22 protein-coding genes, 1 tRNA gene and 1 pseudogene are annotated in these 24,381 nt (G+C 46.2%); 7 read left to right on the forward strand and 17 right to left on the reverse strand.

The window, feature by feature from the left end:
* Positions 1–176: 176 nt before the first annotated feature.
* The 11 genes and pseudogenes from ACQY69_RS05780 to ACQY69_RS05830 form a co-directional block, all read right to left on the reverse strand.
* Positions 177–1,397, reverse strand: a complete 1,221-nt coding sequence (locus tag ACQY69_RS05780) for an AAA family ATPase (RefSeq protein ID WP_428259363.1) — start codon at positions 1,395–1,397, stop codon at positions 177–179.
* 98 nt (positions 1,398–1,495) lie between these two features.
* Positions 1,496–2,674: a CDP-glycerol glycerophosphotransferase family protein gene (locus ACQY69_RS05785; protein ID WP_428259365.1), complete on the reverse strand. Its 1,179-nt coding sequence runs from the start codon at positions 2,672–2,674 to the stop codon at positions 1,496–1,498.
* 22 nt (positions 2,675–2,696) lie between these two features.
* Complete coding sequence (locus tag ACQY69_RS05790) at positions 2,697–4,247, reverse strand: lipopolysaccharide biosynthesis protein (RefSeq protein ID WP_428259367.1); 1,551 nt, start codon at positions 4,245–4,247, stop codon at positions 2,697–2,699.
* 69 nt (positions 4,248–4,316) lie between these two features.
* A pseudogene (gene tnpA, locus ACQY69_RS05795) lies at positions 4,317–4,827 on the reverse strand (IS200/IS605 family transposase).
* A gap of 184 nt (positions 4,828–5,011) precedes the next feature.
* Positions 5,012–5,836: a MetQ/NlpA family ABC transporter substrate-binding protein gene (locus tag ACQY69_RS05800; protein ID WP_428259369.1), complete on the reverse strand. Its 825-nt coding sequence runs from the start codon at positions 5,834–5,836 to the stop codon at positions 5,012–5,014.
* A 2-nt stretch (positions 5,837–5,838) separates the two neighbouring features.
* Positions 5,839–6,303: an OsmC family protein gene (locus tag ACQY69_RS05805; RefSeq protein ID WP_428259371.1), complete on the reverse strand. Its 465-nt coding sequence runs from the start codon at positions 6,301–6,303 to the stop codon at positions 5,839–5,841.
* A 91-nt stretch (positions 6,304–6,394) separates the two neighbouring features.
* Positions 6,395–7,054: a methionine ABC transporter permease gene (locus ACQY69_RS05810; protein ID WP_428259373.1), complete on the reverse strand. Its 660-nt coding sequence runs from the start codon at positions 7,052–7,054 to the stop codon at positions 6,395–6,397.
* The gene (locus tag ACQY69_RS05815) at positions 7,044–8,015 is read right to left on the reverse strand and encodes a methionine ABC transporter ATP-binding protein (RefSeq protein ID WP_428259375.1); all 972 of its coding nucleotides are present in this window, start codon (positions 8,013–8,015) and stop codon (positions 7,044–7,046) included. The genes ACQY69_RS05810 and ACQY69_RS05815 overlap by 11 nt, the downstream gene beginning before the upstream one ends.
* Before the next feature lie 253 nt (positions 8,016–8,268).
* A complete protein-coding gene (gene ltrA / locus ACQY69_RS05820) occupies positions 8,269–9,561 on the reverse strand; it encodes a group II intron reverse transcriptase/maturase (protein ID WP_428259376.1) in 1,293 nt (430 codons plus the stop codon).
* Positions 9,562–10,108: 547 nt separating this feature from the next.
* Positions 10,109–10,202, reverse strand: a tRNA-Sec gene (locus tag ACQY69_RS05825).
* A gap of 143 nt (positions 10,203–10,345) precedes the next feature.
* On the reverse strand, positions 10,346–11,227 hold the full coding sequence (locus ACQY69_RS05830) for a site-specific tyrosine recombinase (RefSeq protein WP_428259378.1): 882 nt from the start codon (positions 11,225–11,227) through the stop codon (positions 10,346–10,348).
* A gap of 509 nt (positions 11,228–11,736) precedes the next feature.
* On the opposite strand from ACQY69_RS05830, the gene ACQY69_RS05835 reads away from it, so the two are divergent.
* On the forward strand, positions 11,737–12,273 hold the full coding sequence (locus ACQY69_RS05835; protein WP_428259380.1) for a stage II sporulation protein M: 537 nt from the start codon (positions 11,737–11,739) through the stop codon (positions 12,271–12,273).
* On the opposite strand, the gene ACQY69_RS05840 is transcribed toward ACQY69_RS05835, so the two are convergent.
* The 5 genes from ACQY69_RS05840 to ACQY69_RS05860 form a co-directional block, all read right to left on the reverse strand.
* Positions 12,239–12,787 (reverse strand): NUDIX domain-containing protein, encoded by a 549-nt coding sequence (locus ACQY69_RS05840; RefSeq protein WP_428259382.1) that lies wholly within the window; start codon positions 12,785–12,787, stop codon positions 12,239–12,241. The genes ACQY69_RS05835 and ACQY69_RS05840 overlap by 35 nt on opposite strands.
* Entirely contained in the window at positions 12,784–13,599 is an 816-nt protein-coding gene (gene proC, locus ACQY69_RS05845) for a pyrroline-5-carboxylate reductase (protein ID WP_428259383.1), read from the reverse strand. Before proC ends, ACQY69_RS05840 begins: the two co-directional genes overlap by 4 nt.
* A gap of 49 nt (positions 13,600–13,648) precedes the next feature.
* Positions 13,649–14,455 carry a glutamate 5-kinase gene (gene proB, locus ACQY69_RS05850; RefSeq protein WP_428259385.1) on the reverse strand — a complete coding sequence of 269 codons (807 nt, stop codon included), beginning with the start codon at positions 14,453–14,455 and terminating at the stop codon, positions 13,649–13,651.
* An 89-nt stretch (positions 14,456–14,544) separates the two neighbouring features.
* A complete protein-coding gene (locus ACQY69_RS05855; RefSeq protein WP_428257935.1) occupies positions 14,545–15,486 on the reverse strand; it encodes a DDE-type integrase/transposase/recombinase in 942 nt (313 codons plus the stop codon).
* Positions 15,487–15,711: 225 nt separating this feature from the next.
* Positions 15,712–15,972 carry a stage V sporulation protein S gene (locus ACQY69_RS05860; protein WP_147593236.1) on the reverse strand — a complete coding sequence of 87 codons (261 nt, stop codon included), beginning with the start codon at positions 15,970–15,972 and terminating at the stop codon, positions 15,712–15,714.
* Between the two features lie 346 nt (positions 15,973–16,318).
* Here ACQY69_RS05860 and ACQY69_RS05865 point away from each other — a divergent pair, with 346 nt between their 5' ends.
* Entirely contained in the window at positions 16,319–17,290 is a 972-nt protein-coding gene (locus ACQY69_RS05865) for a ribonuclease H-like domain-containing protein (RefSeq protein ID WP_428259386.1), read from the forward strand.
* Positions 17,291–17,304: 14 nt separating this feature from the next.
* A complete protein-coding gene (locus ACQY69_RS05870; RefSeq protein WP_428259387.1) occupies positions 17,305–18,582 on the forward strand; it encodes a glutamate-5-semialdehyde dehydrogenase in 1,278 nt (425 codons plus the stop codon).
* Between the two features lie 143 nt (positions 18,583–18,725).
* Here the strand turns inward: ACQY69_RS05870 and ACQY69_RS05875 are convergent, their stop codons facing one another.
* On the reverse strand, positions 18,726–20,114 hold the full coding sequence (locus ACQY69_RS05875; RefSeq protein WP_428259389.1) for a sigma-54 interaction domain-containing protein: 1,389 nt from the start codon (positions 20,112–20,114) through the stop codon (positions 18,726–18,728).
* A 482-nt stretch (positions 20,115–20,596) separates the two neighbouring features.
* Here ACQY69_RS05875 and ACQY69_RS05880 point away from each other — a divergent pair, with 482 nt between their 5' ends.
* From ACQY69_RS05880 to ACQY69_RS05895, 4 genes are read left to right on the forward strand one after another with little or no spacing between them, the layout of a single operon-like run.
* Positions 20,597–21,325 carry a hypothetical protein gene (locus ACQY69_RS05880; protein WP_428259390.1) on the forward strand — a complete coding sequence of 243 codons (729 nt, stop codon included), beginning with the start codon at positions 20,597–20,599 and terminating at the stop codon, positions 21,323–21,325.
* A 2-nt stretch (positions 21,326–21,327) separates the two neighbouring features.
* A complete protein-coding gene (locus tag ACQY69_RS05885) occupies positions 21,328–21,849 on the forward strand; it encodes an ester cyclase (protein WP_428259392.1) in 522 nt (173 codons plus the stop codon).
* A 38-nt stretch (positions 21,850–21,887) separates the two neighbouring features.
* Positions 21,888–23,096, forward strand: a complete 1,209-nt coding sequence (locus tag ACQY69_RS05890; RefSeq protein ID WP_428259394.1) for an MFS transporter — start codon at positions 21,888–21,890, stop codon at positions 23,094–23,096.
* A gap of 49 nt (positions 23,097–23,145) precedes the next feature.
* Positions 23,146–24,366: an MFS transporter gene (locus tag ACQY69_RS05895; protein ID WP_428259395.1), complete on the forward strand. Its 1,221-nt coding sequence runs from the start codon at positions 23,146–23,148 to the stop codon at positions 24,364–24,366.
* The last annotated feature ends 15 nt before the right edge of the window (positions 24,367–24,381 follow it).

Genomic DNA, 24,381 nt, shown 5'->3' on the forward strand with positions numbered 1-24,381 from the left:
TCAGCATATCAGTCTAACCTTCTATATATTTCAGTCTAACAATTAGAGATGTCCAGTATCATGGGCAAATCTATTTGGGCATGTCCAGTTTACAGGGTCAACCCCTAATTATTTGTCCTTGACATGGGGTACAGTTTACTCGATCAAAAATTGAAAATGCATCAAACCACCCTTATTTAACCAAAATATCTACTATACCACATATCTCCTAATGTTACCCCTTCTTCTGATAATTCTTTTACAAACGGATAATCTGAAGCTCTTTTTATAGTCGAATATCCGTCGTCACCTTTAGTTAGCACCCAAACATTCCCTGGAGCCAATGAGTTCACAAAAAATGGGCTATGCGTTGTAATGAACAGCTGCTTTGAGAAGCCGCTCCCCACATTATTAACCATTTCATCTGCCAACTGAGCTAAATATCGATGATATAGTCCATTTTCAGGTTCTTCTATACATACCAATTGACGTGGATTTTTTTCATGCAACAAAAGGTAATAGGCGAATAATTTCAATGTGCCATCTGACATTTTTGAGGAATAGAATGCATTTTCAAATCCCTTTTCCCAAAACTTAAGCATCATTTGACCATTATCAAATCGAATCGGCTCTATTTTTTCAATCCCCGGTAATTTAGTCTGAATTTCCTGCAACACTTTTTCAAACGCCTTATAATTTTCCCGGTACATATACTGTGCAACATTATTTATATTGCTGCCGGTACGATTTAAATAAGGTTGTGGAGCCGCATTTTGAATGTTTCTTGCTGAGTCAGGTGAGAAATAGCAAAGATACCAGCTCCTCAGGAATGTAAGAAACCGCCCGATACGGTCATATTGCTTCATTGCACCCAATGTTACAATTCCAAGCTTACGAACATCCCGCAGTTCAACATTTTCCTTTTGCCCAAATAAAATGCTACCGTCATCTTCCTGTCCACCTTCATTCCCCTCAAAGGCATATCCCTTTCCATTTTGAAGATAGAGAAACGATAGTGGCCTACCTCTTTTCTTCACTCTCTGCCGCAACCGTTCTTCTTTTACGTATGGGCGCATATCATCATCCAAATCTATAACCAATTCGTACGTTATAGGCCGTGTAGTACTGGTTTCACGATAATACAATTCAAAAGAAATAGGCCCATCACTTCCTTGAGAACGGATTTGTTCAAATCCCCCTCTATTCTTAGCATCACATGCTTCTTCAATCCCTAGTTCCAGACAATCAGCAATAAACCCGAAGGCGTCAGACAATGTACTTTTTCCTGCTCCACTCGGCCCGATAATGGCTGTAACATTTCCTAAAGCTTTTGCAGCTTGATTAGACAAAGTTTTTCCCATTACCATATCTTTCAATGGGCCATAATTCTGAATTTTGATTCCTTCAATTTTCCCCATTTATCCTCTCCTAAATGCCACTTCATAAAATACAATTTCATGCGTATTCTTTTTTTATTTTACTTTACTTATACCTGCCATTGCAACTAATTTCATTTTCATCCTTCCATCCCCGCCCACTCCAGTATCCTGTCGGTGGCCTTCCCGTCACAGGCGGACATGAATCTGCCGGCGAAGGCTCTGACCTCCGCTGCATCGAAGATCTTCTCAAACTTCTCTATATCCCTGACCAGCTCCTCAGTAGTCTTCACCACCGGCCCTGGTGTCAGCTCATCATAATCATAATAGAAGCCCCGCCAGTCGTCGTACGAATCGATGTCATAGGCGAAGAAGATCATGGGCCGCTCAAAGAGGGCGTATTCGAATACCAGCGACGAATAATCTGATATGCACATATCGGCAGCGCATATCAGCTCGTCTATGGCGAGGCTATCCGTCACATCGAAGAGAAAATTCCTGCAGCTTTCCGGTACCGCAGGCCTGTTTTTCACGAAGGGATGCTGTTTCATCAACACGACATATCTGCCCGCCAGCCTGCTTCTCATGTATTCCATATCCGGCATCCGGGGAGCTTGAGCCCTCGACACGTCGCCACGAAAGGTCGGCGCATAAAGCAGGATCTTTCTTTCCCCGATGGCCGGCACGGCCTCTTTGACCTTTTTTACCGCCGCCTTTACATATTCATCGTCAAAGAACACGTCGGTCCGGCTTATCCCCGTTGCTCTTATTATCCCTTCGTCCACTCCCATGGCTTCACGATAGGCCCATATCACCTCAGGGCTGCTTACGGTCACCAGGTCTAGATTGTGATAGAGGGGATATTTTTCCTGCTGTCTGCAGCTGCTGCCGAATCTCAGCCCGGCAGTGCTGAATCCGAATTTCTTGAATGCCCCGCAGCCATGCCATAACTGTATCACCTTCGTCTCGGGACGCTTCTCAAAACGTGAGAATGCGTTGTTGGCTTCGCTGAGGAAGACATACCCTGCCGTGGCCACATCCTTCAGCATTTCCATCGTACGCCTTAGATTTTCCTTTCGCGATCCTACGCCTTCCCTGAGGAAATGACATCTGATATTCCATGAACCATCAGCCGCCACCCTGTCGAAGACCTGCCTCATGCTGGCCCCCACGAAGCCCTCTTCACCTCTGACTTCCACAAACACGACCTTTTTTCGTTCCAGCGGCAGACTGCTGTATTTCCTGTACTGATACGGATATATCAAACCCAGTATCACGAATTTTCCTATGCTTTTTACAAATCCCCTCATACTGCTCATTCACCATGCCCTGTTCTATCTATCACTTCTCAGCACGACCGTTTCCCTTATGCCCTGATTCTCTGCGGACTGTCTTTTTCATCCTATCCAGTAGCACCTGGAACTCACGTTTTTCAAAGGCAGCATTAACTGCCGCAAATACGACCATGGATACGATCGCGACGATGACTGCACAGATGAACCATTGCAGATATCCCTCCACTGCCAGATCCGTCACAGCCCTTCCTGCCGCCATCAGGATCACGAGAGTGAGCAGATTTCGGACGATCCGTTTGAGGGTCCTCTTCCACGAGCCCAGCATTATTCTGGTAGTATTGTAATATACGATATCTATCCCTCTGTAAAGGAACGAACAGAAGCTGCCGATAAGTACCCCCAGCATCCCATAAGGCTTTACGAGGATCAAAGACACGCCAACTATTATAGCCACCTCTATGGCGGCCCTCCAGCGAGTCTGCTTGTAATGGCCCGCCGCGCTGATGAGAGTTATGGACGGGATCCTTATGTTCTGCGCGATCCCCACCAGAACGAACATGAATGCTATTTCATCTCTGACATAGACAGCATCAGTGAAAGATCTGGTGTAAAGCTGTATGAAAGGCATGATGAGAAGTCCCATACACGTGTACGCCCAGAAGACCACCATATACGTCAGATACTCGTAGTTGGAATATGCCTTATCCAGCGCCTTCCTGTCGCCTCTGGAAAGCAGTTCCCCGAATCCGGACTGAAGTCCGCTGTTGAAAGACCCCACCAGCAGGCTGACCGCATTTCCCACCATGTTGTAGACATTGTAGACACTGATTTCCACCAGCGCTTTCACACCCATGAATAAAGTCATCACCACCACAGACGTATTGTTTACGATGACAGCCGTCACCTGATGGAACAGCGCCGCCCACCGCTGATTTATAGCCCGGTAATTAGGCTTCTCATTGAAGCTCACATACTTGTAATGCTTTCTCACGTAGCACCATACGATTATGAATCTCAGTATATATATAACCGTGGCTACCAGCTTTACCAGCAGCACATTACACCCCTGCAATATCAGGATCACCGTAATGACAGCATTAAGTGCGGTCCCCAGAGTCTGGGCCAACATGATGACGTATCCCTTCTGATTTGCCATCAGCAGCACCTTGTACTTTCCCAGGAAAAAATAATCGACGATATTACTGGAGGCCAGTATTATTATCATGAATCTGGTAAGACCTTCGTCTATTTGATTTTTAACCAGCAGAGGATAGACAGCTACCAGTATCACTAAAAGAACGATATAGAAAATCCCGGATCTGTAATAGAACCGCTTAGTGGCAGATAGTATCCTGTTGACCTCAACTATATTATTGTCAGCCAGGGGTTTGTAAAGCCCCACTATCGACGCCGCGCTGACTCCGGCCTCCACCAGCGCCATATAGGATATGAACTGGGTGACCGATACGATCATACCGTTCATCGTCGAGCCGTAAGCGATGATAAAAAAGCGCGGCAAAATAAGCCCCGATATCGCAGCCGTGATCTGCAGTATTAAATTGGCCAATATGTTCTTGAGGGCGCTTTTGCTTCTCATGATCGCTCCGCTCTTTAAAATTCAGAATTTGCAACGATTATTTATTATATATCTAAAACGATGGGAAAATCAAGAGGCTGGCGAGTCTACAGGCGATTTTACCCCCTCCCATAATGCAAAATCCCGGCAGTTTCTCTTTTTGTCAGTCATGGAAATTCTTAATTGTTCTCCCAATTTATCTTCCTCGAGTTGATACTTGATATACTCCGCAATTCTCCCTTCATTTGTCCCAACCGTATCAACGTAGTAGCCTTTGCACCAAAACGCTCTGTTTCTGTACTTATACTTTAGCTCGGGAAATTGCTCGCATATCATCGTTGTGCTCCTTCCTTTCAAATACCCCATGAAACTTGACACTGCTATCTTCGGAGAGATCTCTACAAGCATATGTACGTGGTCAGGGCAAAACTCCGCAGTAACTATCTTTACATCTTTCCACTCACAAAACTGTCTAAATACTTTTCTTAAGGCTATTTTTTCTCACCATAAAAAAACATTCTCCTGTATTTCGGTGCAAAGACTATGTGATATTGCAATTCTATTTTGAATGCGCTAAACTATTGATGTCGTTAAGACTCATTTAATTTTCCTCCCGTTAAACTTTATTGCAGTTGCCAGACCGCAATTTTAGTTTAACAGGAGGAAAGTTACTGTTCAAATGCATAACTTCAACGAACCCCGTGTCTAACACGGGGTTTTCTTTATACAAAAAATCTCTCTGTCGCAAACTTACCGACAGAGAGATCATATTTTGACAATCAATATTAAAACAATGGTTCTACCACATTATCATATTTTTCTTTAAGAACATCTTTTACTTCCTGACTCTTAAATGCCTCATATACTTTTTCCGTCAATTCTGTATCTACGTTTTCTGCTTTCGTAACCAAAACTATTCCTAAAGACGGATCTGAATACGTTTCTAATGCAGTATTAGGGTCTATCCCTCTCTTCACGATTGAAGATTGGCTACACGTCCCAAGATCTATATCATCAAGAGAACGCACAATACTTGGAGTATCCATTTCTACGAAGTTAAAATTATGAGGATTTTCTTTTATATCCGACAAGTCCACGACTTCAGACTCACTATCATTTAAAGTTATCAACCCCAGGCGATCCAAAAATTTCAAATGCATCGTCCTGTTGGAGCTATCATTGGGAATCCCTACTGTCGCACCATCTGTTATTTCATCGATACTGCTGAATTTATTTGAATACAAACCCTCTATACCGACCGTCAATGGCTCTCCTACGACAACTAAATCTCCCCCTTTATCCGACTCGTTGAAAGCATCAAGGAAAGGAACATGTTCAAAGAAATTATAGTCTACGCTTCCCTCCATCGTCGCTACATTAGGGGTAACATTATCTGCAAATGTTACGATTTCTACGGATATTCCTTCTTTTTCTAAGGCCGTTTTTGCAGCCTCCACAACATCCTTAAAATAGAATTCCTCCATCGTTGCGATTTTTACACTTTCTTTTGCACTGTCATCACTGCCACCTGAATCTGTTCCTCCACATCCCGTAAACAGTAAGCAGCCCGCAAGAAACGAACCAATCAATAATTTTCCATATTTCTTCATGATTATTCTCCTAACTTATTCTTCTCTTTCGGCCCTTTGACAAGCTTTGTTATTTCTTCCCCAGCATGCTTGATATTATATTGCACTCGCACCTCATATTCCGTAAGATGCCTGTTCACCCAACAATCTTCTGTCGTCTCTTGCAGCATCTCGCTTATCCTCTCTCTGGGGAAACTTTCGGGCAAATTATCTTCTATAATAAAATCTGTATACTTCCCCTCTCTTTCTTCATCTTCAATAATATCCATTGTCAATTTGATGTCCTTATAAGGAATACTATTTTCAGCACACCAAGTTAAAACGTGGATTCCATGGCAAGAGGCAACTGAAGCTAAAAACAGATCCCAGGGTTTTGCAAACTCATTATCACCACCTTCCTCTATGGGATAATCTGTAATCAACTCGAAACCATCAATGGCGATTTTAGTCTTATATCGCCCTGGGAACGTTAACTCTAGACATTTCATTGCTAAATTCCTCCTTCTCTTTGCTAACTATTGATAATTATTGCACCCTGTTTTCCATTTGCCAATCAGAATGGGCTGCATAATAAACACATTATTTTACAGTTTTGGAAACCTTATTCCCAGCAACCTGTATTATCTGAACTATCACAATTAATACGATTACTGTTCCATACATAATTACAGAATCAAAATTCTGATACCCATACATTATTGCTACAGCTCCCAACCCTCCAGCTCCAATAGCTCCGGCTGCAGCCGTTATTCCGAGCATTTCTATTGTTCCCGTCGTTATATTTTGGACAATAGATGGCATTGCCTCTTTCACTACAACTCTTCTAATGATTTGCAGTTTTGATGCCCCCATCGATCTGGCAGCTTCTATTGTTTCCATGTTTACCGTATAAAAGCTCGTTTCAAAAAGTCTGGAAAAAAAGCATGCACCAACAATCGTAAGCGGTACCAATGCCGCAACTTTTCCTATACTTGTACCCACAATCAATCTCGTAAGTGGAATTACCGATACCATCAAAATCAAAAATGGAAATGAACGTATAATATTAACTATAACATTGATCGTGCTATAAACAAATTTATTAGGACTCAGGCCGTTTTTATCAGTTAAATAGAGTATTATCGCCAATACGAGTGCAATCGCAATAGATATGCATGACGATAATGCCACCATAAAAACAGTATCAAAAATTGCCTGTATAAACACTTCTTTAAAAATATAAGAATAATCATATCCCATCGTTTATCACCTCGTAATCAATTCCTGTGATATCCAGGAAATTTAAAACTTTCTTTATATTTCCATGTTCTACAGATATCATTCCTAAAAATGCTGGTCCTTCCCGAAAAAGCTTTATTCCACCAGCTTCCAAACAAAACTCTACTCCTGTCTCCCTCGCTAGCTTATAGAAAAAAACACTATATTCTTCCTTTTCAGGAACATATACTCTTAAAAACACCTTTCCAGGTACATATTTTGCATCTGTATCACCCATCAGTTGTTTTAACTCCGTAGGTTGTCTTAAAAATACATTTTTAACGGTATCGTTAACTGAAATCTTGCCACCCTTTAAAATAGCCATTCGATCACATGTTTGTCGTATCACTTCCATTTGATGGGCAACAATTAAAATAGTAATATTTAGCTCTTTATTTATCTTCTTAAGAAGATATAAGATCGACTGAGCCGTATTAGGGTCTAATGCCGATGTTGATTCATCACTTAAAATATATTTAGGATTCATTACAAGCGATCTGGCGATAGCAACACGTTGTTTCTGCCCTCCAGACAATTCCCTCGGATAATTATTTGCTTTATCAGTTAACCCAACAAGTTCTATCATTGACCAGACTTTATCAGAAATTGTTTTTTCGTCAAAATTCCATATTTTCATAGGAAAAGCTACATTATCAAAAACATTCGACCTTTCCAACAGCGAATATGTCTGAAAAATCATTCCCACATTTCGCCTAAATTTTCTAAGCTCCTTCTCTTTATACGAACAAACTTCTATTCCATCAACTTTTAAGGAACCTCCATCATAACCTACAAGGCCGTTGATGCATCTTAACAATGTGGACTTTCCCTGCCCACTCTCTCCCACAAGCCCATAAATCAGTCCATTTTCTATTTCCAAATCGACACCATTTAAAACCGGTAACGAGCCAAACTTCTTTTTTAGACCATTAATTGAAATCATAATTTTATTTTATTACACCTCTACGTTCCACTAAACTATCTGAGAAAAATTATGCACCTTGGCTATGAAATCAGTCAAATCAAAATTTTCTATTATTTCAAACACTTCTATTGTCTTTCTATATATTATCCACCTTGTGATGCTACTGAAGGTTTACCATTCTCCCTACTACAATCGAGTAGGAGGAAATTCCTCTGATTGAGGAATTTCCGACCTCTCACACCACCGCTCATGCGGTTCCGCAAGCGGCGGTTCAATCAACTTCACATATGACACGCCCCTCGGCGTAGTAGTTGCTCATGGAGACTAGCCCAAATGCGGCTAGTCTTTCGTTGCTTATTGCTTTATGTACCCAGCCGTTATGAGCAAGCCGCGCATATCGGTTTCCGCAGTAGGCGATTTTATATGCCGCCCAACGGGGTACATCCAGCTTCATCAGGTTCTTTGCCCTATTCTGCGGTGTTTTCCAATGCTTCCAAATACACATCCGCAGACGGTAGCGTATGTTTCTGTCCAAACGCTCACATAATCCCTTCATGCTCCCGATTTTGAAGTAGTTTATCCATCCTCGGATAAGCTGGTTCAGTTTCTGCACTTTGTAACTGTTGCTCACTCCCCAGCTCCTGCATGTCAGCTTCTTCATCTGTGCTTTGAATTTCGCTACTGCTTTCGGGTGCGGTCTGGCTTTATATCCTTTGGCTAATGTGTCATAGTAAAATCCAAATCCGAGATACTTGATTCCTTTGGGCTTGTCCACCTTGCTCTTTTCAGCATTTACTTTCAATCCCAGCTTTTCCTCAATAAATCGGGTAGCACTTTTCATTACCCTCTCCGCCGCCTGCTTACTTCCTACCATGATAATCAGATCGTCCGCATAGCGCACGAAATCCAACCCTCTTGCCTCAAGCTCTTTATCCAACTCGTTCAGCATGACATTTGCCAACAGCGGCGATATATTCCCTCCCTGTGGTGTGCCGACAACTGTATCTTCATACTCGTCATCGATCATCACTCCACTGGCCAGAAATTTCCTTACCACTGAGATAACGTCTCCGTCCTTTATTGTCCGTCCGAAAATCGTCATCAACTTGTCATGGTTTACCGTGTCGAAGAACTTTGCAAGGTCGATATCCACTATCCAGCTATGCCCATCGTTCATCATCTCTAATGCTTTCAGCACTGCCTGTTGCGCACACCGATTCGGTCGGAATCCATAACTATGGTCATGGAACTGCTCCTCAAAGATTGGCGTGAGTACTTGTGCGACTGCCTGTTGCACAAAGCGGTCAACTACTGTTGGTACTCCAAGGTTTCTTGTCCCGCCATCCGGTTTGGGTATCTCCACTCGTCTGACTGGCTGCGGTTTATACTTCCTTGTCCGCAGCTGTTCCCTGATGTTTTCGCCGTTTTTCGAAAGGTATGCGCCAAGCTCTTCTACAGTCATCCCGTCTACACCTGCCGCTCCTTTGTTTCTGACGACTTGCAGATACGCCGCATTGAGGTTATCGTTGCTCAGTATCTGCTCCATGAGACTTCTTGTGTCCATGCGTTGTTTCCTTTCTGCCCCTTTTGCCTTTGCCGCCTTTGAAGTCATCGACAGGCGTTTGCTCCAGCTACGAAGTGGAACGTACTTCAACTGATTGATTGTTCGGTCCTTCGCTCCATTCCCATTACAGGAACTTCTTCGCTACTATGACCTCTGCTGACTTCTCACAGTTCGTTGTTACTACGGCTAATGAAACCGCCTGTGAGACCTCCCCGCTTAAGGTGCGGACTCTTTCCCTCCATGTACCTGCCACATTTACTGGTACTTCCAGCAACTTTTGGACTTCAGCGTTTCTTGCCGCCTTATCCGTATTTCCCAGCCTTATATGTGATTTCTGTCCGTCAGGTCAGAGGTTTGCCTGCAGCTTCCTCCAGATTCCACCTTGCGATGGACACCCTTGCTGTTCAGCTATGTGCTTCGTCGTTGCCTACGCGCACTCGGGACTTTCACCCGTTAGAGCCCGCCCATGGCGGGCGAACAAGAAAAAAGCTGAAATGATATGTTTAAAAATCATCTCAGCTTTTCCAAATATATTTTCCCTTATTAGCGGGAATATGTAGGAATCGAACTCACCCGAAGAGATCTTACCTTCCCAAATCGGTTTTGAAGATTGAAAGGCGCACCAGCACCCAGCTACTCCCAAAATAATAATTTCCTCTTTACTATTTTAGTATAATTCCTGCTATTTCTAAATCTATAATTATAAAAAATTTCTATCACAGCGCAGTCTATCTCTCCCATTTTTTCATATAAATCAAAAAGAGCCGCATCGCGACTCTTCCCCCTACGCCCTCGGATGGGACTTATCATACACATCCTTTATCCTGTTCTTCGTCACCGACAGATACACCTGGGTGGCGGTGATGTCCTCGTGGCCCATCAGCTCCTGAAGAGACTTGAGGTCGGCGCCGTTCTGCAGCATGTGGACAGCGAAAGACGTACGTATCAGGTTTGGCGTCAGCTTGTGTTTCAATCCGGCCTTCTCGCCGTACTCCTTCAGGATCTTCCAGAGCCCCTGCCTGGTGATACGCCTGCCGTTGTAATTGACAAACAGCGCAGTCTCATCCGTATTCTCCTTAACCAGCTTCTTCCTGCCATCGTATATGTAATCCTCCAGAGCAGCCCTGGCCGGCCGCCCCAGCGGCACTATCCTCGGATTGCTGTGCTCCCCGGTGCAGGTTATGAAACCCATCCTCAGATTGATATCCTCCACGTTGGCATCTATCAACTCGCTGACCCTGATGCCCGTAGCATAGAGAACCTCCAGTATGGCCCTGTCCCTGACACCCTTGACGGAATCGTCAGGCGTCGCCAGCAGCTTCTCGACTTCCGCTATTTCCAGATAATCTATTTCCTTTCGCTCTATTCTGGGCGATTTTATGTTGGCCGTAGGATTGTTCTTCATCAAGCCCGCTTCGATGAGATAATTGAAAAATGCCCTCACCGACGCCAGCTTCCTGTTGACGGTAGCCGCCGACTTTCCCGAGATCTTCAGATTGTGCAGGAAAGCGATGACCTCGGTGCTGGACGTCTCCAGGATATCGCTCATGCCCCTGGACCCTTCGAAAGCCACAAACTCCAGCACATCCCGGCTGTAAGCCTCCAGCGTGTTCTTGGACATTTTCCGTTCTTTCTGAAGGTATTCTATGAAATCCTTCGTATACATACACGTTCCCCCTGTAGCGAAAAACTAAACAATTATATTATCAGCCATTATACCGCTTATTCATCGGACTTACAATATCCGATAATCCATTTTAACATAAAGCCTCTATTCCTTCAATACTGAATATCTCCAGTTTGACACCGGCAACATCAGGCCGGAGCTTTCCCGGTCTCCACCCCCCGTCCGCTAAAATCCTTTTGTCATAACAACTGCATGTCCGTCATATCCTTTAGATGTATCATGGAAACCTCGGGGCTGACTGTTTCCCTTACTTTATCGCGAAGAGGCCGGGGGCAGTTGCTGACCGCACTTTATTATGGAAAAACCGGGGCAGTCGCTGACCGCGCTTTATTATGGAAAAGCTAGGGTCGGCTGCCGTCCGAACTTTAATGGAAAAAAAGGCTCAGCGTCGCCAGGTCCTGAAGCCGGGCGATGCGCAGCCGCCATCTCAACGCAGAAGACAAGGGGCCATCCGCCGCCCCGATAACTCATCGAAAGGAGTCACACTTATGAAAAAACTGGCATCCGTATTCATATTCATCCTCATGACAGGACTGTTTTCCGGCGTCTTTTTCAGCACCAACCTGTCCTACGAGAACAACGAATACCTTTCCTCACTGCTGATATCCGGATTCGAAAGCGGCTCCCCGGGATTCATCAGCAGCCTGCTCTCCGCCCTTTCCTCCAACTTCATACTGGCGGCGCTGATGCTCCCGGCATTGGTGGCGAAACCACTCTGCCCGCTTCCTCCCGCCATGCTGTGGTTCAAAAGCTTTGCCATAGGCTTCTGCAGCGGCCTTCTCTACCTCAATTCGGAAAAGGCCATCACCATGTCCCTGCTGAAGATATTCCCACAGAACATCTTCCTGCTGCCGGCATTCCTTATCATGTCCATCACCCTGTTTTGCATCTCCATTTCCGGCGGCATCAAAAAAAGCAGACCTGTCCAGGAAAAGAAAGGTCTGCTGCTGATCTCCGCCGCGTCCTGCATCCTGCTGCTCACAGGGTGCGTCATCGAGGCAATATGTCACTCAGCTGCTCTTTAGCCATGAAGAGAGCGGCCACCGTCTTGGCATCTATCAGCTTTCCGCCTGACGCCATCCTGCAGGCCTCCTCGAAAGGCATCTCCACCACATTTATAGCTTCGTCGTCATCAAGATCCTGCTGACCGGCCGAAAGGCCCGTCATAGCATAGATGTGAATGACCTCCTCCGAATAAGCCACACTGGTATTTATCTTTCCCAGGTACTTCACATTTTCGGCGCTGTAACCAGTCTCCTCCCTCAGCTCTCTGGCCGCCACCTGTGCCGGATCCGTTTCCCCCTCATCTATCTTGCCTGCTGGTATCTCCAGCACCGTCTGTCCGCAGGCATAGCGATACTGCTCCACCATCACCACGTTCCCGTCATCCTTGACAGGCACTATGGCCACAGCACCGTTATGCTCTATTATCTCGCGAAAAGCCTGACCCTTGACAGCCGTGACCCTGTCTCGCCTGACATTGAGTATGGCTCCCTCGTATATACGCTGACTGTCTATCTTCTTTTCCTCAAAAATCATCGTTTTTCCTTTCCCATCTCTATGGACCTGTCTACCGCCGCCTGGAACCCTTCCTTCACGTCGTCCATGAAACCGTTCTCAAAAAGCTTGTTGACAGCCTCTATGGTAGTGCCGTTAGGAGAGCACACGTTTATCCTCAATTGCTCCACCGACTGGTCGCTTTCAAGCACCATCTTTGCCGCGCCCAGCACCGACTGAGCCGCGAATACGCGAGCCTTTTCCGCATCCATACCATTGGCCACAGCCGCATCTATGAGCGCTTCTATATACATATACGTATATGCCGGACTGCTGCCGCTGACGCCTATGACGCAATCTATCAGGCTTTCATCCACGTGCTCCGCCCTGCCTATGCCGGAAAATATCTCCGTGGCTTCGTCGAAGAGCCCATCGTCCACATTGCCGTTCCTGCACATGGCTATCATCCCTTCTCCCACCTTAGCCGGCGTGTTAGGCATTATCCTGATGATTCTCGCATCCTTTCCCAGATAACGCTCTATCACACTGATATCCACGCCTGCCGCCATGGAGATGACAGTCTTGTCAGCCCTGTAAGCATCCTTTATTTCCTGAAGCACTGTTTCTATCACCTGAGGCTTCACGCCCAGTATCACAGTATCTGCAGCCTCGCAAAGAGCCTTCCCGTTCTCGCAGATGACAAGTTCCGGTATATTGGATACCGTCTTCCGACAGAGATCCTCATTCATATCAAACGCCAGCAGCTCCTTACCGTCAGCCTTGCCTGAAGACGCATATCCTGCCAGTATGGCTCCGCCCATGTTTCCTATCCCTATGAATCCTATTTTTCTCATGATATCCTCCATATACACCTGTCAGCCCGATTTCCAGTCCGGACCGTTTCTATTTTCCCGTTTTCCCGAGGAACAGCGTCCCTCTTCCCGTGCCTTCTATACAATCTCTTATTATATTCTCATTGGCTCCGTTGAGGAGGATCATCGGTATGCCGAACTTGTTGACCTTGGCAGCCGACTCGATCTTCGTCTCGATACCGCCCGTCCCGAAGGAGCTCTTTTCGCCTATGCTGATGGATGATATCAGATCTTCGGCGCTTTTCACCGTCTCTATAAGTCGGGCATCGTCGTTGGCTTTAGGATCTTTGTCGAAGACGCCGTCTATATCGCTGAGGATTATCAGCAGATCCGCGTTCCACAATATGGCCGTGGAAGCCGCCAGCGTATCGTTGTCCCCTATCTTTATCTCCTCCACGCAGACTGTATCGTTTTCATTTATGATAGGAACGACACCCTCGTCTATAAGCGTGAACATGGTGTTCCTGATATTGAGAGTCCTGTGATGATCGTTGAAATCGTCCCTGGTGAGAAGCATCTGAGCCACATGGACCCCGTAATCACCAAAGTATTCCTTATAGGCCATCATCAGCTCCACCTGCCCTATGGCGCACAACGCCTGCTTGTAATTCATATCCCCGCGTCTGCTCCATTTGTTTATGGCACCGACGCCGCAGATGCCCGCTCCCGATGAGACCAGGATCACCTGCTTGCCCATGGACAGCAGAGCATTGACCTGATCCACGATGTTGTGAGTCACCTTTCTGTTGACAGTGCCATTGCTGTCCGAGAGCACATTGCTCCCGATTTTTATCACGATTTTTCTGCTGCCGAGAATGCAGTCCTTCAGCTGTTCCATTTTATCCAACGCCTCCTGTTAACTAGAAAATTATACAACAAAGAGGCCACGTCGGCAAGTGAGGACGCCAAAGATAGACAAAAGAAATCTTAGTTGTCAAGACATATGTTACACTTTGAGAAATACTCTGCTACTACCTGATCGGGACTTTTGAAATCTAATACTGTCTTCGCTGTCCTGTTATATCTCTTCTCGTGTTTCGCTACTTTTGCCTTAAGTTCCTTTTCGCTTCTAAACACTTCTTTGCTATATAGGATCTTTCCGTCTTCTCTATGGCTTCTCTCTACCTTGCCATTCTGCCACGGTGAATACGGTCTCGTCCTCCTTATTTCCATTTCCTCTTCTTTTACTGCTTTCTCAAATGCGCTGTCTTTGTCTGTCTTATCGCCATCGTTTACAAATTCTGTTCCGTTATCCACTTGGATAATCTTTATCTTGAATCCCATCCTCTTTTCCAGCTCTTTTATGAATTTCTTCGTCTCATGGGTGCTCTTCTCTTTCACTATCTTCAGTACTCTTTTCCTGCTGTATTCATCTATCGCCGTTATCTGGTAATACTTATCTCCATAGCACGGAAATCTGATGCATTCCTGCGGTACATACTTGATATCTACCTGTACCTTCTCTCCCGGATATATCCCTTGCATGTTCTCATATCTCGTATAGCTTTTCTTCTTACTCTTTACTTTTTTGTATCCTTTTTTTCTTATCTGTCTGCACATGCTGCCAAAACTTCGGGTATACCCTTTGCTTTGACATCTTACATATACTTCCGCAAGCCCATATTTCCCGTTTCTTCGCAGCATATTTTTTATCAGTTTCAGTTCATCTTCTGTATGCGCGTTCGGGCTGCGCTGAGGCTTCCTTGACCTCAGCGCAAGACTCCGAGCGCTTCCATCATATTTTTCAAGCTGTCTGTAAACAAACTGTCTATATGTGTGATATCTTTTTGCTGCCTTTGTTACTCCATACTTTATCGCATATTCACATAAACGCTGGCGATATTTCATTTCTTCTGTTACAATAGCCATGAGAGGATACTCCTTTTGATATGTTTTTTTGTGGTGAATTAATTATATCAGAGTATTCCTCTCTTTTCTTATTTCTTTTGTCACATATGTCTTATCACATTACAGGACGCCAAAGATAGACAAAAGAAAAAAGAGCCTTGCTCCAGCTTCGATCAGCATCAGAGACTCCGGCTCTCCTCACCTGGGACTTTTTGTCCCATCACTCGGACTCGTCATCCAGGCTTTTTATCTCGGCTCCACGATGAGCTTTATCGCAGTTCGTTCCTCTCCTTCGATCTCTATATCGGTGAACGCCGGCACCGATACAAGATCTATCCCTCCGGGCGCCACAAACCCTCGTGCGATAGCTATGGCTTTCACCGCCTGATTGAGAGCTCCCGCACCGATGGCCTGTATCTCGGCCCCGCCTTTCTCCCTTAAAACTCCGGCTAAAGCGCCTGCTACTGAATTAGGATTCGACCTTGCTGATACTTTCAAAACTTCCATTTTTAATTCCTCCATAAACTATTACAGTATTTTGTTGTTTCCCGGGGTTTCCCCTTCGATAAATAAATTATATATTCGCAAACGGTCATTTCACATCTGTTTCATTCGACATTTACGAGCAAAAACGGTCATAATACAGTATTATTGAATTTTTTTCGACTTTTGCTTGCTTTTTTCACGAAATTAACTTATAATTCAATTGAGGTTATCCCCCTGATAGCCTCATTAATCTCTAATCCCAATACCCCTTTTAACAAGAGAGACCGTTCAGGTCTCTTTTGTTTTGCGGTGATAACTCTTTATTTTATCCCCTGCCCTTGTTATAATACTAAGTATTATGAGACATTTGACTGAATCATACGATGAAGAGCTGTATTCCGGCAGCGCCTTCAAGTTCTATTTTGATAAACTTAAAATCGGCGTGCTGGATATAGAGACGACTGGGCTGAACCCGGCCCGGAACAAGTTTATTCTTGGAGGTCTGCTGGACATGGAGAGCAGGACTCTCCACCAATATTTCGCAGAGACGCGCAGCGAAGAGGAGGATGCCCTCAGATCTTTTTCAACCTGCATCGCTGAACTTGACATGGTCATCACATACAACGGCAGGCATTTCGATATGCCTTTCATAAACAGACGCATGAAGACCTTCGCCATGGGCAGCTGCTCACCTTACAATCTGGACATCTATCTCATCCTCAACGGACACTCGCCCATAAAGAAGTTTCTCCCCAATCTGAAGCAGAAATCCGTGGAAAACTATATGGGACTGTGGCAGACCAGGACTGACGAGATTTCCGGACTGGAAAGCGTTGAACTGTACAATAGATATGAAAAAAGCGGCGACGAGGACCTGGCCCGCAAGATACTCCTTCACAACAGCGACGACGTGGTACAGCTGACGAGACTTCTGACAGTCTTGGGCAAGGCCGACCTCCATAAGGCCATGTTCCACCTGGGATTTCCTGCAGGGCCTCTCACCGTGGAGAAGATCCGAATGGATTCCGACTCCATGACGGTGACCGGCACCCAACGTAGAGATCCGAAAAATTATACAGGCTACACTTTCGGTGGATTTGCCGCCGAGATACATATGGACAGGAACACAGCCTCCTTTTCCATGAAATTTCCGCTGATACGGGAATCAGGACTGGCCGTAGCCGACTTGGAAGCTGCAGGCCTGGACACCGGTCAGTTCCAGATGTATCCGTCTTATGGCAGCGGTTTTCTGGTGCTGGAAGATCACGGGAACAGAAAGTACATGGAAATAAACCACTTTATCAAAGCGTTCATTACATCGTTTATAAACAATATATAAGAAAGGATAACAATATGGATTTTATCGACAGTATCAGTAAAGTCAAGGGTGATAGCTTCACCATGGCATCTCTGCCGGAAGAGACGAGAAACGGCGCGTTGGAAGCCGTCGCCAAAGCTCTGACGGAAAACAAAGCGGCCATATTTGAGGCCAATGGCAGAGACATGAAGGCAGCGGAGGAAAGTTCTCTGGCTCAGCCCATAATCAATCGCCTCAAATTCGATGAAAAGAAACTGGCCACATGTATATCGGGTATCTACGATCTGATCGACTTGGAAGATCCTCTCTTCAAGGATTTGCTGAAGCGCCAGCTGGACGATGACCTCATCCTCACCAAGACCACCTGCCCTATCGGCGTCATCGGTGTCATCTTTGAATCCAGACCCGATGCCCTGGTACAGATCGCATCCCTGTGCATCAAGAGCGGCAACTGCATCATACTTAAGGGAGGCAGCGAAGCCAGGAACACCAACAGAGCTCTCTTCGATGTCATCTATAAAGCCTGCATCGAAGCCGGTCTTCCTGAACACTTCGCAGTACTCATCGAAGACAGGGCAGAGATAAGCGAACTTCTCAAATGCCATGACTACGTGGATCTGCTGATACCAAGAGGTTCCAACCAGTTCGTCCAGTACATCATGGACAATTCAAAGATACCGGTTATGGGCCATGCCGACGGAATATGTCACATCTACGTCGATGGTGCTGCCAGTATAGAGAAGGCCATCCCTATCATCATCGACTCCAAGACCCAGTACGTGGCTGCCTGCAACGCTGCCGAAACACTGCTGGTCCACAAGGACATCGCCGACGTACTGCTGCCGCTGCTGGCTGACGCGTCGGGAAGCAGGATACAGTACAGATGCGACGACAGGGCCGGTCAGCTGATGCCTTCGGAACCTGCCACCGATGAGGACTTTTCCACGGAATACCTGGACTACATCCTGTCGGTGAAAATAGTCGATGATATAGATGAAGCCATCGACCACATCAACAGATACGGCTCCCACCACACCGACTGCATCATAACAGAAGACAAGGATTCCGCTGACAAATTCATGTCCCTGGTGGATTCCGCCGGAGTGTATCTCAACTGCTCGACCAGGTTTGCCGACGGCTTCAGATACGGATTCGGTGCCGAAGTAGGTATCAGCACAGGAAAGATACACGCCAGAGGACCTGTAGGTCTCGACGGGCTCGTTACATATAAATACAAGCTTGAGGGCAACGGCCAGATAGTGGCAGATTATTCCAGCGGGAAATCACAGTTCCACTTCCGCGATCTGATATGAGTCCGATGACGACCCTATCCACAGCCTGATGGCTATCGATACGGCAAGGGGCTATCGCACCAACGCGAGATAACAGTTGAGGCGATAGCCCCTTTCATTTTGTCCCAGACAGGGCGCCAGATCATATCATCTCGCGCTCTGCGTCACAGCAGTCCCATATCCTGATATCTGTGGTATTTTCTGGAGAAGGTCGGCTGACTTATTTTGAGGAGCTTCGCGGCTTCGCTGGCATATCGGCACTTCGTCAGAGCCGCTTTGATCAGCGACGCTTCCAGGGAAGCTACCGCTCTGTTCATATCGAAAGAATCCGCATCGGCCTCTGCGCCTGTGATCCCCCGCTCCTCCTGTCTTTTCATCTCATCCGCGTACACAGTGGAAAGGATATCCGATTCATTCAGTATGAACTGTCTTTCTATAAAATTGGAAAGCTCGCGTATGTTTCCCGGCCAGTCCATCGAGACCAGTTCCATAAGGAACTCGCTGGTCGCCTGCTTGTGATAACCGTATTTTTCATTGAGTCGGCTTATGAAAAGCTCCGCCAGGGCAGGGATATCCTCCCGCCGCTCCCTGAGAGGAGGCACCTCTATCGACATCACGTTAAGCCGGTAATACAAGTCCGCCCTGAAAGTCTTCTCCTTTATCATCTTCTTCAGATTCCTGTTGGAGGCCGCTATTATCCGTACATTCACCTTTACAGGCTCCGTACTCCCTATCCTTATGATCTCGCCGTCCTGGAGCACTCTCAGCAGCGCTGCCTGGAGCTCGACAGGTATCTCGCTTATATTATCCAGAAACAAAGTCCCGTTATTGACTTTTTCGAACACTCCCGGCCTTCCCTCGGGATCGGCTCCCGCAAAGGAACCTCCCACATATCCGAAAAGCTGCTTTTCCAGCAGATGTTCGGGGATAGCTCCGCAGTCCACTTTGAAATAATTGCTATCCTTCCGCAGACTTTTCCTGTGTATATACTGGGCCACGACTTCCTTTCCTACTCCCGTCTCTCCTGTTATGAGCACGGTGGAATCCCTGGGCGAAACCTTTAGCGCGGTCCTGAATACCGACTCCGTGTTGGAGCTTTCACATATTATGGGCCCCAGACTAGGCTCGCTGAGATATTCCTCCTTGTACAGAGACAGTATCTCCTCCGCGACCCGCGACTCTTTCTCGAGAGAAATTATCTCCGATATATCCCGTATATTGCTGACCACAGCCACCACCTCGTTTTTATCGCTGAATACAGGGCTTCCCGTTATTATCACCTTTTTTCCGGAAACCAGCTCTTCCGTCAGCGTTATGGCCTTCCTCGTCGTCACTACCTCCTCGGAAATGTGCGTCTTCACAAGCCCCAGCTCCAGCAACTCGTCCATGGTTTTTCCCACATACTCCGAACGGCTCCTTCCCGTCATCTTTTCATATGCCTTGTTCACATAGATCGTCATCGTATTCCTGTCGGTTATGTAGATGCCGTCATAGGAGCTTTCCATGATAGATGTCATGAATTCCTTGTAATCAAAAGAAGTTCTTTTTTCCATGCTCCTCGTACCCATCCTTTACATTGAGATTTTTCCAATATATTAATTAGCAAGACATGTGCCACATGCCAGCCTGTTCCGCAGCCCGCCGGCGCCTTTCCTTCCACCGCCTTTGCCGTCTTCCCTCCAGCCTTCGATCCTTACGTATTCACATTTGAATCCGGCGTTTTAAAAATGAATCAAAGTCGATTTCAATTCATTTTTGGATTATATAAATGAATCATCCCTGCCTCGATAATGAGATTTTTTCTATAATGAATATATCTGAAAATTAAATTTCATAATTGAATTTTCTCTTTTTATCCCCCTAAGAATCGTTGATATTTAAAGCTTTTTGCGATGAATTTCATCTCTTTTCGATTTGTTTTTTAACACTTTTTTATCAAATCCGTCACTTTTTGCACGTTTTTTGCTGGTAGCATATATGTGTTTTTTCATAATTCGCTGGATCTAAATTTCATTTTTGAATAGGAGGATAAACGATGTTAGATTTAAGCAAATCACCGGTAGTCCCTACCAGTGAAAAAGACCAGACAGAAAAGAGAAAAAAGCTCGAGGATTACGTGAGAAGCTGTTGTCTGGAGCTTCCGGAAGAAGTCGCGGAGCTGTTCATCAACTACACGCGATGGATATGGGAATACAAATGCATAGGCGCCATAAACAAATTTTACAATGATGACACCATATGCTATACGGAAAACGGAGGCTGTACGGTTGGCGCTGACCCTGTCATTGCCGGAAGCCTTCAGTCCATCTGCTCATACCCTGACAAGATCAACGATTTCGTAGACATAATCGTCGAAGGAAATGAAGAGGACGGCTACAATTTCGGTCAGTCTTCCAAGCTCGGAAACTTCAACCTGGGATGGAGCAAATACGGCCCTCCTACAGGCAAATGGCTGGGAGTTGACGATATCCCGCTCTACTCCATATGCGAACTCACTTTGAGAAAAATTGACGGAAGATGGAGAGTGACGGAGGAATGGGTCGTTGAAGGAACGGAAGTAAAGCGAATGACTCTCAACGCGGAAGACAGAGCCGAAGTGGAGAGAAACATCGGCATCGACCCTGACGGCGAGGACATCGACATGCTGGCAGCAGCCACAAAAGTGGCGGCAGAAGCAGCAGAGGCGGCGTCAAAAGCAGCGGAAGCGGCATCAGCTCTCGCAGCAGCAATAAACAGATTGAACAGCGAAAAGGAGGAACAGTAACAATGTACAAGGCAATGAAAAGCGATGTCTATATGGACACCATCGAAAAATTATGCGATCAGGTATACAACAATCCTATGAAGGACAAGGAAGACGCCAGACAGTATGTCAAAGATATGACAGCTCTCATCTACGACTACAAAATGCTGGGTATGATCTACGACTTTTACGCTGATGATGCCGAAGTCATCAAACAGAACTGCGAAAAGCTCATCGGACCTGATGACTTTTTCAAGAACGCATCGCCTTTCGTCGCAGCATTCCCGGATCTGGTAGCGGATGTTGAAAACATAATAGTAAACAAGGTCGACGACAATTTCTTCAAAGTTTTCCGACGCCTCAGATACAAGGGAACGAATACAGGGCTCAGCAAATACGGTCCTGCGACAGGAAAGTCTCTTCAGAACAAGTGTCTCAATCTCACGCTCATGTATCTGAAGAAAATTGACGGAAAATGGAAGGTAACTTTCGCCGTCGACTCCGATAGCGAAGACTGCATCAGAGATGCTCAGATATCCGGCTAACATCTTCGGCTAAAAAAGAAAGAGAGAGGGTTTTCATCATGTCTGACACTGTTACAAAAACAGAAAACTATAACAGGATGGTCCAGATCGTTCTGTTTTTCATAATAAGTACGTTGTTCTTCGTATCTATCTCAACGTACTCATCATACATAACTCCCCTGGCCAACGACCTGGGCATAACTCCGACGGTCATCGGCGTGATACTGGGAGCTACCGGTATGGTCTCAATGTTCGTAAGGTTTCCCATAGGTATCCTTTCGCAGATGTTCAGCAGGAGAAAGCTGGTCATACAGCTGGGTCTCCTCGTTACGGTTATCGCATTTTTCATCGCCTTCCTGGCGCCTAACGCGGTAACGCTGTTCATCGCCAAAGGCGTGGGCGGCCTCACCGGTGCTACATGGGTAATGTACACAGTGCTGTTCTCGACCTACTTCACCGCAGAGGAAATACCTAAATCTATCGGCGTGATAAATCTCGCCTCCTCCATCGGACCTATTATCGGTGCCAGCGTGGGAGGTTTCGTATCGTCGCTGTTCAGCTACAAGTTTTCACTGCTGGCGGCAGTAGTTGCCGCAGCCATCACCATAATCCTGGTCTTCTTCCTGAAGGAGCCCAAAGTCGGCGCAGCGGCAACACCTAAGGACGCGCTCCACATGGCCAAATTGCAGCTGCTGGACAAAAACGTGTGGAGAATAGGTATCATCGATACCATCGCGATGATGGCGACCTATGCCTATATGGACTATCTGACGCCTACCATCGTGGAGAACCTGGGAGGCGGCGCCGCTGAGATAGCTATAACTGCCAACTGCTTCAGAGTATTCTGCATCATATCCTCGCCGCTTACGGGGACTATAATCTACAAGAAGCTGGGAGTTACTCCTACGATAGTCATCGGTACGCTGGGCCTCGCCCTTTCGTGTATCCTGATGCCGCTGGCGCCTAACCTCATGATGGTCTACGTGCTCCACTGCTGCATCGGTTTCTTCTTCACCATGGACTGCACGATGATGCTGGCCCTCATAATCATGGGAGTACCGCACAAATACCAGACCATAAGGATGGGCTTCCTTCAGAGCATATATTCCATAGGACTCTCCATAGGACCTATGCTCTCAGGTATACTTACCGCCCATATGAGCATCAGGAACTGTGCCTTCATCATGGGAGGAGTAGTTCTGATACTGGCCATCATCTGCAAATGGCTTGTCCCTAAAGGGCTGGACAAGGTGGTCGTCGACGAATAGACGCGCGCTTCGTTCCAATGATGTGGCTATTGACAGGAAGGAAAAGAACATGGATAAAAATACTGTTTTCACAACAAGGAATATACAGATATCGCTGTTTCTCATAGTCAGCGTGCTGTTCTTCATAAGTATTTCCGCCTTCGACCCTTATATCACTCCATATGCCACTCAGCTGGGAATACCGGTCTCACAGATAGGAATCATCCTGTCTGTGGCCGGATTCTCTTCAATTATCGTGAGATTCCCCATCGGAATATTCGCCGAAATGTTCAGCAAAAAGAAGATCATGATACAGATGGGGCTTCTTCTCACTTTAATCGTGTGGCTCATCGTCTTCCTCTTCCCTTCAGTGAGCAGTCTCACCGTCGGAAAGCTGGCAGACGGGATCACCGGAGCGACCTGGGTGCTGTATACAGTTCTCTTTTCGATGTACTTTAAGGATGAGGACATCCCCAAGGCCATAGGTATAGTGCAGCTCGCTTCCACCATTGGCCCCTTCATAGGCATGAACATAGGAGGTACCGTTTCCGAGCTTCTGGGTTACCAGTATTCGTTCATAATAGCGGTCCTGGCCGCTGCCCTGGGCATCGTTGTCCTCTTCTTCATCAAGGAACCTGTCGTGTCCTCAGCCGTGAAGGCGGGGAAGGCATGGCAGCTGGGGAAAGAACAGCTCTTCGACAAAAACGTATGGATATTGGGCCTTTTCGCCAGCATAGCAATGATGACCACATATGCGGGCCGCGATCTGCTGACCCCAGTTATGGCAGGAGATCTGGGCGGCGGTGCAATCGCTCTCACCATACTGCCAAACCTCTTCATGATATTCAACAGCATCTCTTCTCTGCTCTCCGGGACCTTTTTTCCTAAGCGTCTGGGGCTGGTGAAGACAGTGACGATAGGCGCCCTCGGACAAGGGGCGATCTCCATCGCGATGCCTTTTTCGTCCAACCTGATGACACTCTACATACTTCAGTCGCTGGGCGGATTTTTCTTCGGTATGACCGTGACCATCTTGTTGGCCATGGCACTGATGGGTGTCAGCCACGATGCTCAGACCTCCAGGATGGGACTTTACCAGAGCATCTACTCCATCGGCCTTACCATAGGCCCTAGCATATCAGGCTTCATCCTGGAAGAAACAGACCTGAAAATAGCTTATCTGATAATGGGTATCGCTGTAATCATAATAGGTTTTCTTTCAAAGAAGCTCCTGCCCGCCCACCTTCTGGAAAGCGGCCAGTCTCAACGTCATTTACCGGACGACAACTAATAAACTTTAATTACA

This window comes from Gallibacter sp. Marseille-QA0791 (genome assembly GCF_965119705.1).
Taxonomy (GTDB): domain Bacteria; phylum Bacillota; class Clostridia; order Peptostreptococcales; family Anaerovoracaceae; genus Lentihominibacter; species Lentihominibacter excrementipullorum.

What these genes read in the sequence shown, in the direction of transcription:
- ACQY69_RS05780 (WP_428259363.1), bottom strand. Translation starts at nt 1,397, where the DNA reads ATGGGGAAAATTGAAGGAATCAAAATTCAGAATTATGGCCCATTGAAA.
- ACQY69_RS05785 (WP_428259365.1), bottom strand. Translation starts at nt 2,674, where the DNA reads ATGAGCAGTATGAGGGGATTTGTAAAAAGCATAGGAAAATTCGTGATA.
- ACQY69_RS05790 (WP_428259367.1), bottom strand. Translation starts at nt 4,247, where the DNA reads ATGAGAAGCAAAAGCGCCCTCAAGAACATATTGGCCAATTTAATACTG.
- ACQY69_RS05800 (WP_428259369.1), bottom strand. Translation starts at nt 5,836, where the DNA reads ATGAAGAAATATGGAAAATTATTGATTGGTTCGTTTCTTGCGGGCTGC.
- ACQY69_RS05805 (WP_428259371.1), bottom strand. Translation starts at nt 6,303, where the DNA reads ATGAAATGTCTAGAGTTAACGTTCCCAGGGCGATATAAGACTAAAATC.
- ACQY69_RS05810 (WP_428259373.1), bottom strand. Translation starts at nt 7,054, where the DNA reads ATGGGATATGATTATTCTTATATTTTTAAAGAAGTGTTTATACAGGCA.
- ACQY69_RS05815 (WP_428259375.1), bottom strand. Translation starts at nt 8,015, where the DNA reads ATGATTTCAATTAATGGTCTAAAAAAGAAGTTTGGCTCGTTACCGGTT.
- ltrA (WP_428259376.1), bottom strand. Translation starts at nt 9,561, where the DNA reads ATGGACACAAGAAGTCTCATGGAGCAGATACTGAGCAACGATAACCTC.
- ACQY69_RS05830 (WP_428259378.1), bottom strand. Translation starts at nt 11,227, where the DNA reads ATGTATACGAAGGATTTCATAGAATACCTTCAGAAAGAACGGAAAATG.
- ACQY69_RS05835 (WP_428259380.1), top strand. Translation starts at nt 11,737, where the DNA reads ATGAAAAAACTGGCATCCGTATTCATATTCATCCTCATGACAGGACTG.
- ACQY69_RS05840 (WP_428259382.1), bottom strand. Translation starts at nt 12,787, where the DNA reads ATGATTTTTGAGGAAAAGAAGATAGACAGTCAGCGTATATACGAGGGA.
- proC (WP_428259383.1), bottom strand. Translation starts at nt 13,599, where the DNA reads ATGAGAAAAATAGGATTCATAGGGATAGGAAACATGGGCGGAGCCATA.
- proB (WP_428259385.1), bottom strand. Translation starts at nt 14,455, where the DNA reads ATGGAACAGCTGAAGGACTGCATTCTCGGCAGCAGAAAAATCGTGATA.
- ACQY69_RS05855 (WP_428257935.1), bottom strand. Translation starts at nt 15,486, where the DNA reads ATGGCTATTGTAACAGAAGAAATGAAATATCGCCAGCGTTTATGTGAA.
- ACQY69_RS05860 (WP_147593236.1), bottom strand. Translation starts at nt 15,972, where the DNA reads ATGGAAGTTTTGAAAGTATCAGCAAGGTCGAATCCTAATTCAGTAGCA.
- ACQY69_RS05870 (WP_428259387.1), top strand. Translation starts at nt 17,305, where the DNA reads ATGGATTTTATCGACAGTATCAGTAAAGTCAAGGGTGATAGCTTCACC.
- ACQY69_RS05875 (WP_428259389.1), bottom strand. Translation starts at nt 20,114, where the DNA reads ATGGAAAAAAGAACTTCTTTTGATTACAAGGAATTCATGACATCTATC.
- ACQY69_RS05880 (WP_428259390.1), top strand. Translation starts at nt 20,597, where the DNA reads ATGTTAGATTTAAGCAAATCACCGGTAGTCCCTACCAGTGAAAAAGAC.
- ACQY69_RS05885 (WP_428259392.1), top strand. Translation starts at nt 21,328, where the DNA reads ATGTACAAGGCAATGAAAAGCGATGTCTATATGGACACCATCGAAAAA.
- ACQY69_RS05890 (WP_428259394.1), top strand. Translation starts at nt 21,888, where the DNA reads ATGTCTGACACTGTTACAAAAACAGAAAACTATAACAGGATGGTCCAG.
- ACQY69_RS05895 (WP_428259395.1), top strand. Translation starts at nt 23,146, where the DNA reads ATGGATAAAAATACTGTTTTCACAACAAGGAATATACAGATATCGCTG.